The sequence below is a fragment of the Holdemania filiformis genome (genome assembly GCF_003459085.1).
Classification (GTDB): domain Bacteria; phylum Bacillota_I; class Bacilli_A; order Erysipelotrichales; family Erysipelotrichaceae; genus Holdemania; species Holdemania filiformis.
In genome coordinates, this window is the sequence record NZ_QRUP01000033.1 from 1 (window position 1) to 16,929 (window position 16,929).

General features: G+C 51.3%; 14 protein-coding genes, 3 rRNA genes and 1 riboswitch. Of the genes, 5 read left to right on the top strand and 12 right to left on the bottom strand.

Annotated elements, in window-relative coordinates:
• Positions 1–2: 2 nt before the first annotated feature.
• From rrf to DWY25_RS17025, 4 genes are all read right to left on the bottom strand, one after another.
• Positions 3–116: ribosomal RNA gene (gene rrf / locus DWY25_RS17010) — 5S ribosomal RNA — on the bottom strand.
• A 92-nt stretch (positions 117–208) separates the two neighbouring features.
• Positions 209–3,106, bottom strand: a 23S ribosomal RNA gene (locus tag DWY25_RS17015).
• 257 nt (positions 3,107–3,363) lie between these two features.
• Positions 3,364–4,901 (bottom strand): 16S ribosomal RNA (locus DWY25_RS17020).
• Together the 16S, 23S and 5S rRNA genes form the textbook arrangement of a ribosomal RNA operon.
• Positions 4,902–5,408: 507 nt before the next feature.
• Positions 5,409–5,969, bottom strand: coding sequence for a DUF402 domain-containing protein (locus DWY25_RS17025; RefSeq protein WP_006059719.1), 561 nt, complete (start codon positions 5,967–5,969; stop codon positions 5,409–5,411).
• 158 nt (positions 5,970–6,127) lie between these two features.
• Here DWY25_RS17025 and DWY25_RS17030 point away from each other — a divergent pair, with 158 nt between their 5' ends.
• Together DWY25_RS17030 and DWY25_RS17035 are read left to right on the top strand one after the other, a co-directional pair.
• A complete protein-coding gene (locus DWY25_RS17030) occupies positions 6,128–6,340 on the top strand; it encodes a hypothetical protein (RefSeq protein WP_117896250.1) in 213 nt (70 codons plus the stop codon).
• Positions 6,337–6,654: a spore coat protein gene (locus tag DWY25_RS17035; protein ID WP_117896251.1), complete on the top strand. Its 318-nt coding sequence runs from the start codon at positions 6,337–6,339 to the stop codon at positions 6,652–6,654. Before DWY25_RS17030 ends, DWY25_RS17035 begins: the two co-directional genes overlap by 4 nt.
• Before the next feature lie 144 nt (positions 6,655–6,798).
• On the opposite strand, the gene DWY25_RS17040 is transcribed toward DWY25_RS17035, so the two are convergent.
• Entirely contained in the window at positions 6,799–7,308 is a 510-nt protein-coding gene (locus DWY25_RS17040; RefSeq protein ID WP_117896252.1) for an energy-coupled thiamine transporter ThiT, read from the bottom strand.
• 28 nt (positions 7,309–7,336) lie between these two features.
• Positions 7,337–7,436, bottom strand: a riboswitch (TPP riboswitch).
• A gap of 80 nt (positions 7,437–7,516) precedes the next feature.
• Here DWY25_RS17040 and DWY25_RS17045 point away from each other — a divergent pair.
• Positions 7,517–7,987, top strand: a complete 471-nt coding sequence (locus DWY25_RS17045; RefSeq protein ID WP_117896253.1) for a GAF domain-containing protein — start codon at positions 7,517–7,519, stop codon at positions 7,985–7,987.
• Positions 7,988–8,184: 197 nt separating this feature from the next.
• Here DWY25_RS17045 and DWY25_RS17050 read toward each other — a convergent pair whose 3' ends face one another.
• The 5 genes from DWY25_RS17050 to DWY25_RS17070 form a co-directional block, all read right to left on the bottom strand.
• A complete protein-coding gene (locus DWY25_RS17050) occupies positions 8,185–9,015 on the bottom strand; it encodes an AAC(3) family N-acetyltransferase (protein ID WP_117896254.1) in 831 nt (276 codons plus the stop codon).
• A 135-nt stretch (positions 9,016–9,150) separates the two neighbouring features.
• A complete protein-coding gene (locus DWY25_RS17055) occupies positions 9,151–9,987 on the bottom strand; it encodes a YjjW family glycine radical enzyme activase (RefSeq protein ID WP_117896256.1) in 837 nt (278 codons plus the stop codon).
• Entirely contained in the window at positions 9,984–11,492 is a 1,509-nt protein-coding gene (locus DWY25_RS17060) for a YjjI family glycine radical enzyme (RefSeq protein WP_117896258.1), read from the bottom strand. The genes DWY25_RS17055 and DWY25_RS17060 overlap by 4 nt, the downstream gene beginning before the upstream one ends.
• 76 nt (positions 11,493–11,568) lie before the next feature.
• On the bottom strand, positions 11,569–12,513 hold the full coding sequence (locus DWY25_RS17065; RefSeq protein WP_117896261.1) for a carbohydrate kinase family protein: 945 nt from the start codon (positions 12,511–12,513) through the stop codon (positions 11,569–11,571).
• Entirely contained in the window at positions 12,510–13,091 is a 582-nt protein-coding gene (locus DWY25_RS17070; RefSeq protein WP_117896262.1) for a DUF1836 domain-containing protein, read from the bottom strand. Before DWY25_RS17070 ends, DWY25_RS17065 begins: the two co-directional genes overlap by 4 nt.
• A 266-nt stretch (positions 13,092–13,357) precedes the next feature.
• Here DWY25_RS17070 and DWY25_RS17075 point away from each other — a divergent pair, with 266 nt between their 5' ends.
• Together DWY25_RS17075 and DWY25_RS17080 are read left to right on the top strand one after the other, a co-directional pair.
• Entirely contained in the window at positions 13,358–14,263 is a 906-nt protein-coding gene (locus tag DWY25_RS17075) for a carbohydrate kinase family protein (protein ID WP_117896264.1), read from the top strand.
• A 118-nt stretch (positions 14,264–14,381) separates the two neighbouring features.
• Positions 14,382–14,657 carry a helix-turn-helix domain-containing protein gene (locus DWY25_RS17080; protein ID WP_050766966.1) on the top strand — a complete coding sequence of 92 codons (276 nt, stop codon included), beginning with the start codon at positions 14,382–14,384 and terminating at the stop codon, positions 14,655–14,657.
• Positions 14,658–14,785: 128 nt separating this feature from the next.
• Here the strand turns inward: DWY25_RS17080 and aroF are convergent, their stop codons facing one another.
• Positions 14,786–15,802 carry a 3-deoxy-7-phosphoheptulonate synthase gene (gene aroF, locus DWY25_RS17085; protein ID WP_117896266.1) on the bottom strand — a complete coding sequence of 339 codons (1,017 nt, stop codon included), beginning with the start codon at positions 15,800–15,802 and terminating at the stop codon, positions 14,786–14,788.
• 302 nt (positions 15,803–16,104) lie between these two features.
• Positions 16,105–16,851, bottom strand: coding sequence for a 4Fe-4S binding protein (locus DWY25_RS17090; RefSeq protein ID WP_117896268.1), 747 nt, complete (start codon positions 16,849–16,851; stop codon positions 16,105–16,107).
• Positions 16,852–16,929 lie beyond the last annotated feature (78 nt).

The window sequence follows — 16,929 nt, forward strand, 5'->3', positions numbered from 1 at the left end:
GAACCTGGCAACGAGCTGCCTTCACTATGGCAGGCATAGCTATTCTCGCCGCGGAAATGCTTAACTTCTGTGTTCGGGATGGGAACAGGTGTGACCATTTCGCTATCGTCACCAGATCGTTTCAGGATTATTCCCTGAAAACCAAATAACAGTTGCTTCTAGAAAGTCTTGCTCTTTCTTACTTCGTTATGAACGTTTTTTTCCTCATGTGATTAAATCCTCGACCGATTAGTATCAGTCAACTCCACACATCGCTGTGCTTCCATCTCTGACCTATCTACCTCGTCGTCTTCAAGGGGTCTTACTTTCTCTTGGAAATGGGAAATCTCATCTCGGAGTCGGTTTCACGCTTAGATGCCTTCAGCGTTTATCCGTTCCCCACTTAGCTACCCAGCTATGCATCTGGCGATACAACTGGTGCACCAGCGGTGGGTCCATCCCGGTCCTCTCGTACTAAGGACAGCTCTCCTCAAATTTCCTACGCCCACAACAGATAGGGACCGAACTGTCTCACGACGTTCTGAACCCAGCTCGCGTACCGCTTTAATGGGCGGACAGCCCAACCCTTGGAACCGAATTCAGCTCCAGGATGCGATGAGCCGACATCGAGGTGCCAAACCTCGCCGTCGATGTGAACTCTTGGGCGAGATCAGCCTGTTATCCCCAGGGTAGCTTTTATCCGTTAAGCGACGGCCATTCCATTCTGCACCGCCGGATCACTAATCCCGACTTTCGTCCCTGCTCGACTTGTCTGTCTTGCAGTCAAGCACCCTTCTGCATTTGCGCTCGTCGATTGATTTCCAACCAATCTGAGGGTACCTTTGGGCGCCTCCGTTACTCTTTAGGAGGCGACCGCCCCAGTCAAACTGCCCACCTGACACTGTCCCTTACCCAGCTCATGGATACAGGTTAGAATTTCAATCAACTAAGAGTGGTATCCCAACGTCGACTCCATTGAAACTGACGTCCCAACTTCTTCGTCTCCCACCTATCCTGTACATACTTGATCAAAACTCAATATCAGGCTACAGTAAAGCTCCATGGGGTCTTTCCGTCTAGTTGCGGGTAACCTGCATCTTCACAGGTACTAAGATTTCACCGAGTCTGCTGCCGAGACAGCGCCCAAATCATTACGCCTTTCGTGCGGGTCAGAACTTACCTGACAAGGAATTTCGCTACCTTAGGACCGTTATAGTTACGGCCGCCGTTCACTGGGGCTTCAATTCAATGCTTCGTCTTGCGACTAACATATCCTCTTAACCTTCCAGCACCGGGCAGGCGTCACCCCCTATACTTCGTCTTGCGACTTTGCAGAGAGCTGTGTTTTAGTTAAACAGTTGCTTGGGCCTCTTCACTGCGGCTCTTTCGAGCGCCCCTTCTTGCGAACGTACGGGGCTATTTTGCCGAGTTCCTTGGCAACAGTTCTCTCGCTCACCTTAGGCTTCTCGCCTTGACCACCTGTGTCGGTTTTGGTACGGGCCGCTCATCGATTAGCGCTAGAAGCTTTTCTTGAAAGCTGGCATCGCCGTCTTCGCTACTTAGCTCGCGCTGTTCACTCCCCGTCACGCCTTCAGATTGACAGCCGGATTTGCCTGACTGCCTCCTACCTCGCTTGGTCCGGAATCCATTTACCGGTCCGGTTAGCCTTCTTTGTCACTCCATCACTCGATGCGCGGGTACAGGAATATCAACCTGTTTTCCATCGACTACGCTTTTCAGCCTCGCCTTAGGTCCCGACTTACCCAGGGCGGACGAACCTTCCCCTGGAATCCTTGGTCTATCGGTGTGCAGGATTCTCACCTGCATCTCGCTACTCACACCGGCATTCTCACTTCCATGCGCTCCACTGCTCCTTACGGTACAGCTTCAACGCCCATGGAACGCTCCCCTACCCAATGATTTACATCATTGCCATAGTTTCGGTATACCGCTTAGCCCCGGTTAATTTTCGGCGCAGGGTCACTCGACTAGTGAGCTGTTACGCACTCTTTGAAGGGTGGCTGCTTCTAAGCCAACCTCCTAGTTGTCTGTGCATCCCCACATCCTTTTCCACTTAGCGGTAATTTTGGGACCTTAACTGATGATCTGGGCTGTTTCCCTTTTGACCATGGACCTTATCACCCACAGTCTGACTGCCGAAGATTCAATAATGGCATTCGGAGTTTGATTTCATTCAGTACACCTTGACGGCGCCATCATGAATTCAGTGCTCTACCTCCACTACCCTTACTTCGACGCTAGCCCTAAAGCTATTTCGGGGAGAACCAGCTATCGCCGTGTTCGATTGGAATTTCTCCGCTAGCCACAACTCATCCGCCAACTTTTCAACGGGGGTCGGTTCGGTCCTCCATTTGGTTTCACCCAAACTTCAACCTGGTCATGGCTAGATCACTACGGCTTCGGGTCTATCTCATCGTACTGCCGCCCTATTCAGACTCGCTTTCGCTTCGGCTCCGTGTCTTCCACTTAACCTCGCACGATAAGATAACTCGCCGGTTCATTCTACAAAAGGCACGACATCACCCCTTAACGGGCTCTGTCTTCTTGTAAGCATATGGTTTCAGGTTCTATTTCACTCCGCTCCCGCGGTTCTTTTCACCTTTCCCTCACGGTACTGGTTCACTATCGGTCATGTAGGAGTATTTAGCCTTTCCGGATGGTCCCGGATGCTTCCGACAAGGTTCCACGTGCCTCGCCGTACTCAGGATTCCACTAGGTCAGCTCCCAATTTCGATTACGGGGCTTGCACCCTCTTTGGCGGACCTTTCAATGTCCTTCTTCTATCGGTTACTGTACCACGTCGTGGTCCTACTACCCCAGCCCTTAGGCTGGTTTGGGCTCTTCCCCGTTCGCTCGCCGCTACTGAGGGAATCATTGTTATTTTCTTTTCCTCCAGGTACTAAGATGTTTCAATTCCCTGGGTTCTCTCCTCATGAGCTATGTATTCACTCATGGGTAACGCGACATTACTCGCGCTGGGTTTCCCCATTCGGAGACCGACGGATCGATGTGTGCTTACCACTCCCCGTCGCGTTTCGCCGTTAGCTGCGTCCTTCTTCTGCTCTACATGCCTAGGCATCCACCATACGCCCTTATTCATTTAATCACAGGTCCTCTGTCTTGACTGCGAGTCGTCCAGAGTTCCTTTCAATCTCTAATAAGAACTGTTCAACGTTCAACTTCAAATATCTTGTTCTGATTTTTGAAATCTTACAACTTTTCAGAAAGATCATGTCTTTCTATCTGTTTTCTGTTATTCGGTTTTCAAAGAACAATCACTGTCTGAGAAATCTTTCGATCTCTCAAAACTAAACAGGCTTACTTCCTCACAAATCCAACTTCCTTGTACTTCTTTCTCCTTAGAAAGGAGGTGATCCATCCCCACGTTCCCGTAGGGATACCTTGTTACGACTTAACCCCAATCATCAGCCCTACCTTCGACGGCTCCCTCCTCTTGCGAGGTTAGGCCACCGGCTTCGGGTATTGCCAACTCTCATGGTTTGACGGGCGGTGTGTACAAGGCCCGAGAACGTATTCACCGCGGCATGCTGATCCGCGATTACTAGCGATTCCGGCTTCATGAAGTCGGGTTGCAGACTTCAATCCGAACTGAGACGGACTTTCTGAGTTTTGCTCCACATCACTGTCTTGCTTCTCGTTGTATCCGCCATTGTAGTACGTGTGTAGCCCAGGTCATAAGGGGCATGATGATTTGACGTCATCCCCACCTTCCTCCGGTTTGTCACCGGCAGTCTCTCTAGAGTCCTCAACTTAATGTTAGTAACTAAAGACAAGGGTTGCGCTCGTTGCGGGACTTAACCCAACATCTCACGACACGAGCTGACGACAACCATGCACCACCTGTCTCCCTGATAACCTCCACTATGTCTCCATAGCTTTGCAGGGGATGTCAAGACCTGGTAAGGTTCTTCGCGTTGCGTCGAATTAAACCACATACTCCACCGCTTGTGCGGGCCCCCGTCAATTCCTTTGAGTTTCACACTTGCGTGCATACTCCCCAGGCGGAGAACTTATTGCGTTAACTGCAGCACTGAGTTTCCCCAACACTTAGTTCTCATCGTTTACGGCGTGGACTACTAGGGTATCTAATCCTATTTGCTCCCCACGCTTTCGTGCATGAGCGTCAGTTACAGGCCAGGCAACCGCCTTCGCCACTGGTGTTCCTCCATATATCTACGCATTTTACCGCTACACATGGAATTCCATTGCCCTCTCCTGTACTCTAGTCTGTCAGTTTCTAAGGCTATATGGGGTTAAGCCCCACGCTTTCACCTTAAACTTAACAAACCGCCTGCGCACCCTTTACGCCCAATAATTCCGGATAACGCTCGCCACCTACGTATTACCGCGGCTGCTGGCACGTAGTTAGCCGTGGCTTTCTGGTAAAGTACCGTCACTCCCATACCATTCCCTGTATGAGCCGTTCTTCCTTCACAACAGAGCTTTACAACCCGAAGGCCTTCTTCACTCACGCGGCGTTGCTCGGTCAGGCTTTCGCCCATTGCCGAAAATTCCCTACTGCTGCCTCCCGTAGGAGTTTGGGCCGTGTCTCAGTCCCAATGTGGCCGGTCACCCTCTCAGGTCGGCTACGTATCATCGCCTAGGTGGGCCGTTACCTCACCTACTAGCTAATACGCCATAAGCTCATCCATCCGTGTTGTATCCCAACTTTAATGATCGAGAGATGCCTCTCAATCACCTATCCGGTATTAGCAGTCGTTTCCAACTGTTATCCCAGGCCGATGGGCAGATTGCTTATGTATTACTCACCCGTTCGCCACTCCCTGTAAAGAAGCAAGCTCCTTTACAAAGCGTTCGACTTGCATGTATTAGGCACGCCGCCAGCGTTCATCCTGAGCCAGGATCAAACTCTCCATTTGTCAGAGTTTGTTAGCTCTTTGTTTTATCTTCACTATTCCTTAGAATAGCTGCTTAATGAATTGACGTTGTATTTGTGCTTTTCTTCCTGTTTAGTTTTCAAAGATCGATGCCCTCTCGCGAGGTGCTCATTAATATTACCAAAACACCCCTTTTCTGTCAACATCTTTTTTAATTTTTTTTATTTATTTTCACCTTCGTGTGTTTTCCCCTTTATTTAAAGGCTTTTTAATCCCTCTCTCTGTTTTTCAACGTTCCCCCTTTTTCTCAATTTATTCATCCTTTCTGATATTCTTATTTCAATATTGTCCTTCAATTATAACCACTTAGCTTCCCTCAGTTAAATACGTTTCATTTCCTCTGATCCTGGATTCTTCTAAAGTGATGTTCTCCCCTCTTTTTTCATCTCGTTTTCTTATCTTCTCAATTCTTTATAACCTCTCCCCCTTCCTAATTCACGCCCATCGCCATGGTCTCAAACAAAAAAACTCCGAACTGATCTTATCAGTTCAAAGCTTCTCCCGATCAGGATTCTGCAGCGTTGCATGCAGCAGTTCCAAATATTCGTGGTACAGACATTCAATTTCCTTTTGATTGAATGGTGATTCTTTTCGTTTGATCTTGCCGATCAGCACGTCCATTTCTTTTTCCACGGCGTGCTTCAGCGGTTCGCTGTATCCCATTTCGCGGCCATGCTGCTCATACTCGTCTTCATCCAAAATTTCAATTCTTCCGTCCGGAAACAGCTTTACATCTAAATCATAATCAATATTCTTGATCGCCTCGCCGTCATATAAACTTGGAGAAGCGAGATTACAGTAATAATAGATGCCGGTTTTCCGAATCATCGTGATCACGTTGTACCAATGATCAGGATAAAAGAAGCAAATCGCTGGTTCCCGTGTAAACCAACGGCGGCCGTCAGCCTCGGTGACCCATGTTTTATTGGTTACGGCAATCACCCGGCGCGGTCCGGCTTCAATGACGAAGCCCTTGGCCCATGTCCGATGCAGCGAACCATCATGCTTGAAACTCTGAATGTAGACTTGTGATCCCACCTCAGGCAGCATGTTGATTCACCTCATTTCTTGTTTTTATAAAATCTTTTTTATTATAACTCTTTTTAGTCTGGACGAAAAGAGGGGAATCCCGTCGGATTGATCCTTCGGTTCGATCCGCATAAATCTTTCCGCCCTGCCCATACTTTCAGCAGAAAGGAGGCTGGATGATGAAAACACCGCCAAAAATGCTTTCACCGAAAGACTGTTCTTATCTGGCAGACCTGTTAGAAACGCTGCTGACCACAGCCAAGAAAGCAGAGGCTTACAGCCAGAAGATCGAAGATACGCAAGTCAGCGACTTTGCCGCTCACTACTACGAAACCCTGAAAAGTCAGTATTCCATTCTGATCGATGAATTGAAAGGAAGTGTCAACGAATGAACAGTCAGGAAGTCATGAATCCAAAATCTGAGATTTTACCCGACGAGAAACGTTTTAATGACCGCGACCGGCTGAATGATTTGTTGATCTCGATCAAGCATATTACCTACATGTACTCCTTAGCTTGTCAGGAAGCCAGCAACAACGAGCTTTATACCAAGCTCTTCAGCTTATTTCAGGAAAGCAGCCAGCTGCAGCGAAAAAATTACGATCTGATGTTTGAAAAGGGCTGGTATAAGCTGGAAAAAGAACAAGCGCAGAAAATCAACACGAAGCATCAAACCTTTAAATCAGAAGAAAGTCAGCTGAGCTGAATTTCTCTATTCTCTCCCTTATTGAAAATAAAGAAAAACCGCTGATTTGAGAAGCCTGCGAGCGCTCAAATTCTGCGGTTTTTTTTGTAATCAAAGCGGCTGATTGCTGAGTTTTTCGATTCTGATCTAATTGCAGACAGGACTTTATTTCTTATTCATCAACGGTTTGATGCGCGGCATGACCAACGGCAGCAGAACCAGACACAGGATCGCCGTCGGAATCATGTAAGTCGCATTGTAGACCAACGAAGCCCACGGCGCCGTTTCCCAAACAAGGATTCCGGACAGCGTGCTGCAGATCAGCCGGACAAGGTTGGTGACAAGCACGCCGGAATAAAACCATTTGTAATTAGGAAACAGGCTCGCCAGTCCATAAACGGAAAAGGCGAAGAAATAGTCGAGCAGAAAGCCGACCAGATCCGGAGTATACATCGGACCGGTGACATACTGCAGCAGAATCGAAAGGACGGCAACGACCGTGCCTTTCTGCCAGCCCAAATGATAGCTGGCCATTAACAGCGGAATCACTGAGACGCCAAGCGAACCGCCGTTGGGCATCTGAAGAATTCCGAGCGTGTTGACGGCGACGTCGAGTACGATAAATAACGCAGCGTACAGCGCCATGTAGACGAGATCTTTGGTTGTCCATTTCATAAAAAAACACCTCCAAGTGTGAGGCGTAAGGAAAAATCAGTAAACTCCCTACGCTAGTTTTACCTAGATCAGGTGATAAGGGTTTGTTCCATCGTTGGATCTCAGCATTTGCTCCCCTGTTCACGGATCTTATTATAGCACAATCTAAATTGAAGCGTTCCTTTTTTATGACGATTCTTGTAAAATAAAGAAAACGGAGGAAAATGGGATGAATGAGAATTTAACAATGGACCTGGACACGTTGCTGGATAACGCTAAAGCCTTATGTTCTGGAGAAACGGATCGGATCTGCTGCCTGGCTAATCTCAGCGCGCTGATCATGCAGAGTATGCCCAGGATCAACTGGGCTGGATTTTATCTGATGAAACAAGGCGAATTAATCTTAGGTCCCTTTCAGGGGAAACCAGCCTGCACGCATATCGCTTTAGGCAAAGGCGTATGCGGAACCGCCGCACAGAAAAATGAATGTTTAGTCGTTCGTGACGTCCATCAGTTTCCCGGTCATATTGCCTGTGATGAAGCCAGCCGCAGTGAAATCGTCGTACCGCTGGTATATCAATCTGAAGTCGTCGGCGTTCTGGATATCGACGCTCCGATTCCCGACCGTTTCGGGCCGGCGGAGGAAGCCGTCCTGCGCGAGCTTGGCGCCTGGATCGGCGAATTATTCGCTTTTGACTGATGATTCGGTTCCTGGCGTTTCCAAATTCGAGGTAAAAATAGAATTTAAAAAGTATTGGATCAATAACTGAAATTATCCGAGCATTTAAAAACAGCGGTGCTTATCCCGCTGTTTTTTATGCTTTTACTTCTATGATTTTCTGCGCTTCCAAGCTTTCATCATCCTGCTTGGATAGAAATCGGTTGATTCTTTCTTCTTTAAAAGAGCGTCGGCTGGAGATAACGGGCATACGGGTGTTCCTTAGCGAAATAGCGAACCGCTTCATCAATCGCGGCGTCGGCTTTGAAAAGCTTCAGATCGGCCATGCCGGCCTTTCCTTTTTTAACGAAGCCTTTTTCTTCCAGCCGTTTGCCGGCCTTATTGAATATTTCACTGTCGATATCCAGATCCAGATATTTCTTCCACATCCGCTTGCCTTCCAGCTCTACGGCTGCGCCGCGCAGAATCACCGGCCGGATTTCGCTGCGGTACTCCGCTAAATGCAGTGCTGTGCAGCGGGTGTAATCGACGCCCATCAACAGCACAGAGCCTTTCAGCTCATATAGCCGAGCGACCGGGGATTCCTCCGACAGCGGAAAATGCAGCGATTGATGATTGCAGAGCAGCTTTGCGTATTTGCCCCAGGCGACATAAGCGCAGTTGGGATGATGGGAAACAACGATCCCCTCGCGCCGCCGCAGATTCTCAACGACCGCTCCCATCCCCCGGGTATCTGATTCTTTTTTATTAAACGCCGGCATTTGTTCGCGCACGGCTTTGATCAAATGTCGTTCGATCGGCGGATTTTCCCAGGCCGATGGTTCGGTGTTGTCCGAACATTGCATCGCCATCAAAAGCGTACCGGAATACCCGACCGCTTCGATCAAAGCGTTAACGACGGTTTGCGCTCCGCCGCAAACATAACCGAACGCGCTGAGCGACGCATGAACTTCCAGGATCATGCCGGCGCCGACGCCAAGTTCTTTGAGCTCTTCTAAAATTTCCTTCTGCGTTATCAGCTGCGATATCGCTTTTTGTGGTGTTTTCATCCGGCCATTCTCCTTCGTTGACTTGCTTTCTTATTATATCACGCAAGCGCACATTTTATAAAGAGGGCAGCCGACAAAAAGGAAGCCCTTACGGACTTCCTTTCATCAATTCGACAAAGAACAGCGGAATTCTGTTCAAATGACGACACAGTTATGAAAACCGCGGTCACTTTCCGCCTGCGCCAGACGCTGGGCTTCTTCCAGCGGCGTGATCGTCCGGCCGCAGAATCGCAGTCCTTCCTCGCATACCCCGAAGGGCCGGTAGCGCAGCAGTTTGTAACGGATTTTTCCCTGCAGCCTTTCATTAACCCCCCGCACGGTCTTCTGATTTTGTTCAGAAAATTCAGGCAGCAGCACCGTGCGGACTTCTTCCAGCTTACCGGCCTCGAGCAGCAGTGTCAGATTATCAAGCACCTGGCGGTTGGACGCGCCGGTGAGCTGACGATGAAAGTCGTCGTCAATGGCTTTCATATCAAGCATAACGCCGTCGCACAGCTGCAGCAGCTCGGGGTATTGCCTAAAATCAAGGATTCCATTGGAATCGATCAGACAGGTTTTCCCGGCCGCCTTGACAAGGCGGAAGAATTCCGTCAGAAAATCGGCGTAAAGCATACATTCCCCGCCGCTGACCGTAATCCCCTGAATAAACGGGAAGGTTTCCGCAACCCGGTCCAATAACGCTTCCGGCGTCAGCTCGCTGACCTTGCACGAAGCATGATGGGGACAGACATGAATGCATTGATCGCAGCCCACGCAGCGGCTTTCCTCCCACACGACTTTCCCCGCGCGCAAAGTCAGCGCCCCGGCCGGACAGCCGGCGACGCACCGGCCGCAATGATCGCAGATCCGCCAGGTTTCGGGATTGTGGCAATACGCGCAGTGCAGCGGACAGCCTTGGAAAAAGATCGCGCAGCGGTTCCCGGGGCCGTCGACGTTGGAAAAGGGAATGATCCGATTGATCAGCGCCTTCATTGTTCCCGCTTTTCCACCCGGCGATCGAGCGCATTACCTTTATCACGGGCGCCCTGACCGAAAATGCTGACGTTGTTCAGCGACTGCTTGTGCTGATCGAGCTTCGCCAGTTCGCTTTTCTTGACCAGATAGCCGGTTACGCGGACGACGTCGTTATTCTCAAGATAGCCGGAAAAATAGCGCATTCCGCTCGTCATTGCGCCTTTGATGATATCGCCTAGAGCTTCCGGGGTGTTCAGCCACGTTTCCTCAAATTTAAAGATATCGCCGATCCCGGTCGGGAAAAAGCCGTGCATCCGGGCAGCGTGCTGAATCTGCTTCAGCATGCCCGGTTCCGCGCCGACCGGAATCCGCGCGCCCGGAGAGTTCTCGCGGCCGTCGGAATCGATTCCGACCTGCGCGTGCAGACGGAAGTGATGATCAGTGCAATCACAATAGGCTGAGGTAAAACCCGCGACCAAATCGCTTAAGCGTTGTAAAATCTTGACGCCCAGATCATCCGCCTGAACGTTGTTGCCATAACCGCGCCGCGGATCCTCGATCCCCAACAGATGGTTAACGCATTCCGCCAGCCCGACCATGCCGAACATCCCGGTGAAATTCTCAAGCTTGACAAAGCCTTCGGTGACTAAGAAATTGGCTTTGAAGAACGCACTGGTTTCAACGATGAAACGGATCCGGTCTTCCATCATTTCCAACATGATCTGCACATAGCGCGGCAGCACATTATCCAGGAAATCCTGCGGATCCTTCGCCTTCAGCGAGCATTCATACAGCCGGATCCGCGGCAGCGTGAAACCGCCTCCGCCGATCTTCAGGCCATTGTAACAGGAAGCGATCGCATAGTTCTCGCCCCATTCGCGCGTAAACATCGCGTGGTTGGCAAACGACGGCTTGGCAGTTTTCAGCATGCACAGCGCGCAGCGTTTCAGAAAATCGTCGCTGGTCTGCTGCGGATCGTATTTCAACGTCAGATTCGGCATCGCGCACTGCATTTCTTCCGTCAACTCCAGAATCAACTCGCCGGTGCGGCTCGCCTGCGGCCCGAGATCGGCATGCACAAAGGAATCGGTCAGCGTGCGGTCGATGTGCAGCAGAAACATCTTCAGAATCTGTTTCGCCCGCTGCGGCGTTTCTTTCAGAACAAACGGCTCCAGCAGCTCGTCGAGATTGCCCAGATACACTGGAAACGAGGTGATCGAAGGCACATGATGATACATGATCAGCAAAGCGTTGGTCGCTTCCAACAAATCCTGCGGCGGCGTCAGACCGAGAAACGGGGAACCCTTTTCCATCAGCTGCTTATAATCCGGACAGATATAGCGCGGACGGTACGGCGCCAGGCCTTCGCCCAGATCGCAAAAAATGCCTTCGCGCTCACCCTGAAGATATTCCGGGGACCGCTGCAGCGTGTCGTCCATGTTTTCCGCCAGACGGGCTAAGGCAAGCAGCTGTTGTTGGTAAGTCAGAGTTTCGTCACGAATAATATTCAATACTTCTTCCATCATCGTTCTCCTTTTTCTTTCTTTATTAAAATTGGTTTTCGCTTGCGGCCGGGCCGCAGAATATCGAAAGAGAAGGTTAAACCTGGTTCAGATCCAGCCAGCGGCAATGCAGCCGGCTGCGCCATAGCGTGAGCGCCTGCCGGTTCAGCAAAGGGCTGACGGACAGCGGATCACTTAAGGTCAGCGCCGCCCCGGCCGCCGCGCATTCCGCCGCGTCCGCAATCGAAGCGCCTTGGGTGCGTAAGGAAACATAGACCGCAAAGAAGCAGTCGCCCGCGCCGGTCGTGTTGACCGGTTCAAGCGGATCGAGCGTCATCAGAAGCCGTTGTTGCCCCGTTCCGACCGCCGTTCCCTGCGCGCCCAGCGAGAGCACGGTTTCCTCAACGCCCTGCTTTGCGAACCAATCCAGAGCGGCGCGGATCTTTGCGGGCGTTGGGATCGCAAATCCGCACAGCCGTTCCGCTTCCGCCCGGTTCGGCTTGAAATAGGTCAGCCGGCTCAGAACCGGCCGGGCTTTTTCGCTTTTGGACGCGCTGAGCGGATCCATGGCCAGCGGACAAGGGGCCTGATTGGCGATCCAGTGGATCAGCTCAGGATTCAGATTGGTATCCCAGAGCAACAAATCCTCGGGTTGAAGCGAATTCAGCACCGGGCGCAGACAAGCTTGATCGAGTTGGTTAAGAATCGTCATGTCCGCAATCGCGCTGTGCAAATCATGATCAGGATCCAGAATCGCCAGAAAGGCCGAGGTTCGCTGATCCGGAAGGGATTGAACCCAGCGCATGTCTACGCCGCACGCCTGTCCCTGTTCGAGGATCCAGCGGCCGAAACTGTCGTCGCCGACCACGCTGACCAGGCTGACGTTCTCGCCTAACCGCGCCAGATTTTCCGCCAGATTGCGGCCAACGCCGCCCAGCATGGTCCGGATCGTTCCCGGATTAGAATCCTGCGGGCGCAGCGGATGATCGGCAATTCCCATGATATCGACGTTGGCCCCGCCGATGACGACGAAGCGGCTCATTTCTGCAGACTGCGGTTATGTTCTTCCTGCATTTGCTTTAATTCCTGCTCCTGCAGCGCAACTGCTTTTTCCGCGACAATTTTCTGGGCGAACGCTCCGGACGCCATTTTTAACGCCAGATTATCAAAGGAAATCTGTTCCGGCGGCGCCTCAAGCGCCAGCTGCGGATCAATTTCCGCGGCCGCTTTCTTTAATTCGTATTCCTGCTGCGAACAAAACAGGTTATAAGCGTTGCGCGTGCCGCTCAGATGAGCCTGGTACAAAATACCGACGCGAACCTCCTTGATCGTCACAACCTGCTTGAGAATGGTGATGGCGACCAGATAGGCCAGATGCACGCGGTTGTATTGCTTCTTATGCGGCGCCGGAATCAGATTCAGCTTGACGTAATTGTTGACCATGGCCGGGGTGATGATCTTTTCGTGACTCCGGCCCAGAAGCAAATCCAGATACCGGTCCATCAGCGTCATGACCTGATCCATATACAAGTCGATATCCGGCAGTTCCTCCCACCGGGGAAGATGGACGGCGTTAAGCTGCTGCGCCCACTCTTTCATTTCCTGTTCAGATTGTTTCATTTGTTGACCTCGCTCTTTATTTTGTCTTCCGCACTTCTTCCTTGTTCAAAAGCAGCGGAAACAAGAAGGTGAAAATCCCTGACGGCGCGACCGGAAGAAAAAAGCAAGCCGGAAAGGCCGCGGGTTTTCGACATCTTCATTTTATCATAGAACGGCGGCCGGTTGGTTACAAATTTCGTCGTTTTCCACCCGGGTTCGATGGACTTTCAAGGCTGAGTTCACTATAATATATCCGTTATGGTAAAAATAAAGCGAGGAAATCAACCATGGAGAACCCTGTATTAATGTTGGGCGGACTGTGCCTGGACCGGTACTGCCTGCTGAGCCAGTTTCCTGTCAAGGGCCAGGACACGCTGATTCAGGATACGTTTGAACGGATTGGCGGCTGTCCGATCAACGCCGCGTTCACCTTAAAAAAATTCGGACTGGACCCGGTTTTATATTCCGCAGTCGGCGCGGAGTCGATCGAAAAAGTTCAGGCTTTTTTTCACCGCAATGAACTGCCGGCGGACGGACTGTTTGTGATCGAGGATCAAAAGACGGGTTTCTGCATGATCCTGTTGGATGATCAGAAGGAACGAACATTTATGACCTACCGCGGCTGCGAAGGAATATTTGATCCGGCACGGATTCCGGCGTTGAATTACCGGGCCTGCTGCCTGACGGGATTGTATCTGATCTATGGAACAGACAGTGAAAACGCCGTCGCGTATCTGCATACCTTCGGCGCCGACCAGGAATTATTCTTCGATCCGGGGCCTTTATGCGATCAGATCGATCCGGACCTGCTGGAAAAAGCGATGCGCTTATGCACGCACCTGAAGGTTAACGAAGAGGAGCAAAGACTTCTGGAACAGACGCTGGGCCGGCCGCTGACGGCTTATTTCCAATACCGCATGCGGGCCGTCGTCGTAACCTGCGGTTCGCGGGGTGCGCAGCTGATCCAGCCGGAACAAACGCAAAGCTTCCCGGCTCTGCCGATTAAGCTGGCGGATTCCAACGGCGCCGGCGATGCTTTTTTCGCAGGGTATGCCGCGTCGGTCCTGCAGGGAAAACCTCTCGCTGAATGCATGCGGATCGCTTCCGCGTGCGGAGCGTTGACGGCCATGACGCTGGGGCCGCATGCCGAAGGCGGCTTAAAAGAGATCCTGCAGCTGCTGCAGGATGCCTAAATTTCCTGTTAACTTGGGATTTCCGTATGATTTCGCGTGAGAAAAGCTGTCCACCGCGCGGCTTTTCTGGTAAAATAAAAACGGAAGAATTAAAAGATAGGAAAAAGGAGAGATGAAGATGAGCAACGAGCTTTCCCATACGATTAAGCTCAGAATTCAGGCGCTGGCCAAAGAGCAGGGAATGTCCCTCTACCAGCTGTCCCAGATCAGCGGCATGACTCAGTCGACGGTCAATAATCTGATGAATCGGGAAACGAGTTCCCCGACGATCGCCACGATTAAACGGCTGTGCGACGGATTGGGAATTACCCTGGCGGAGTTCTTCGACACGGACGATTTTATGGAACTGAAAACCAAGCCGACGCCGAAGGAAAAAAATAAAGAAAAGAAATAGAAAAAGCTGCTTCCTGATCCAGTCTTCGGATGGTTCGGGAAACAGCTTTTCTTTTCAGACTTATTTTTAGTTTTGACTATTCTCAATTTATTGGATAACGGCTTTTCTTTTTGCCAGACTACCGGGTCTTACAATTCCCGGCCGATAACCTTGGCAATCGCACGGCCCTTTTCAATCAGAGAGGCGAACTTCGCCGGCTTCAGCGACTGCGCCCCGTCGCTCCACGCACATTCCGGACAGGCATGGACTTCGATAATCAGACCGTCCGCTCCGGCCGCAATCGCCGCTAAGGACATCGCTTCCACCAGCTTCCAATCCCCGGTCGCGTGCGACGGGTCGATGATGATCGGCAGATGCGTGCGTTCCTTGATGATCGGGACAACACTCAGATCCAGCGTGTTGCGCGTGTATTTCTCAAATGTCCGGATGCCGCGTTCGCACAGGATCACATTCTTGTTGCCGCCGGCCATGATGTACTCCGCCGCCATGATCCACTCCTCAATCGTGTTCGCCAGCCCGCGCTTCAACAGCACCGGCTTGTCAATCTTGCCCAGCGCTTTTAACAGATCGAAGTTCTGCATGTTGCGCGCTCCGACCTGAATCAGATCGACATGTTCGACAAATTCATCGATCTTATCCGCGCTCATCAATTCGCTGACGATCGGCAGACCGGTCTTTTCCCGCGCCTTGACCATCGCAAGAATACCTTCGGTGCCCATCCCCTGGAAAGCGTAAGGCGAGGTTCTCGGCTTGTACGCGCCGCCTCGCAACATCACGCCGCCGGCGTCTTTGACCTGCTGAGCGATGTCACAGATCATTTCCTCCCCTTCGACCGAGCAGGGACCGCCGATCACAACGATCTTCTCCTGACCGCCGACCTTGACGCCGCTGACATCGATGACGGAATCTTCCGGATGGAACAATCGGTTGGCCTTTTTATAAGGAGCCTGAACCCGGGTCACTTCCTTGACGCAGGTAAAGCTTTTCAGCCAGTCGACGTCCAGCGCGGTCGTATCGCCGACCAGTCCCAGAACGATATAGTTGGCGCCCTCGCTGAAATTGAGTTCCAGTCCTTTTTTCTCCAGCTGATTCATCAAACGCTGCAGTTCATTGCGGTCACAATCTTTTTTTACGGTTAAAATCATACGTTTTCTCCTCTTTTCCGTTAAAAAATAAAAAACATCAAATTCGCTTTGATGTTTTGTTGAACCAATATAACGCGAAAATTCCAAGGAATCTTGGGTTACATTGGTCTATCGATAATAATAATAAGAGTGGTTCAGATTGAATTTAAGCATGGAATATCACTCCTTGACTCTTAGTTTACATGACTTTCAGTTTGAAAGCAATACTTTCATTTGTTTTTTACAGGATTTTTACATTTACAGATTTGTTTTTCCGCTTTCCCGGATTTCCTGTCTGTCCGGCAAACTTCGGCGGCCCGAGCTTACAGAAACCATTCCGGCTGACGGGGTTGTTTCATCTTCTGCTGGAAAACAAGCCGGGCCGGATAATAGAGCGCCGGCGGAAACTGCCGCGCACCAACCGGACAGACTTGGATGCAGGCCGTGCAGGACACGCAGCGCGTCTTATCCGTTAAGCGTGGTTGAGCAGGATCAATCGCCTGAACCGGGCAGACCGCAGCGCAGCGGCCGCAGCGAAGACAGCGGGAATTCGTTTGGGGTTTCAGCGGCAGCGCCGTAATTTTCCGGTACGGACGCTGACCGGGAACCGGGGAAGTCATCGGATGGGCAGCATCCAGCCCCTTTTCAAGCAAGGCTTGGGCAAAGCTGGCAATTCCGGCTGCATCAGCGGCATCCGGACGGCCGTTGGCAACAGCGGGAAAAATCGAATGCTGCGCAACGACCGCGGCTGCGCCGACGACGGTGAACCCGCCAGCCTCCAGGGCATCGCTCAGTTCCAGCAGCGCATCCTCATAGGCCCGGTTGCCATAGACGACGACCGCCACCGCCGGCGTGTCCCGGCCTTGAATCTGATCCATCCAGGCTTTGAAAAACGCCGGCAGTCTTCCGGAAAAAACGGGAAAAGCCGCGATCAGACAATCCTGCGGTCCCAGACTGGCGCTTTCGTTCAAGTTCAGATCCCGCCGCGGCAGTCCCAAACCGGCACACAACTGATCGACGACTTTAGCCGTCGTCTGCGAGGCGCTGAATTTCATTGTGACTAAACGCATTGAACTTCCTCCTTTATCCGCTTACCGGATTTTACAAAAAAGACGGAGATGAACGTCCTCCGTCAGATTGCAGGCTGC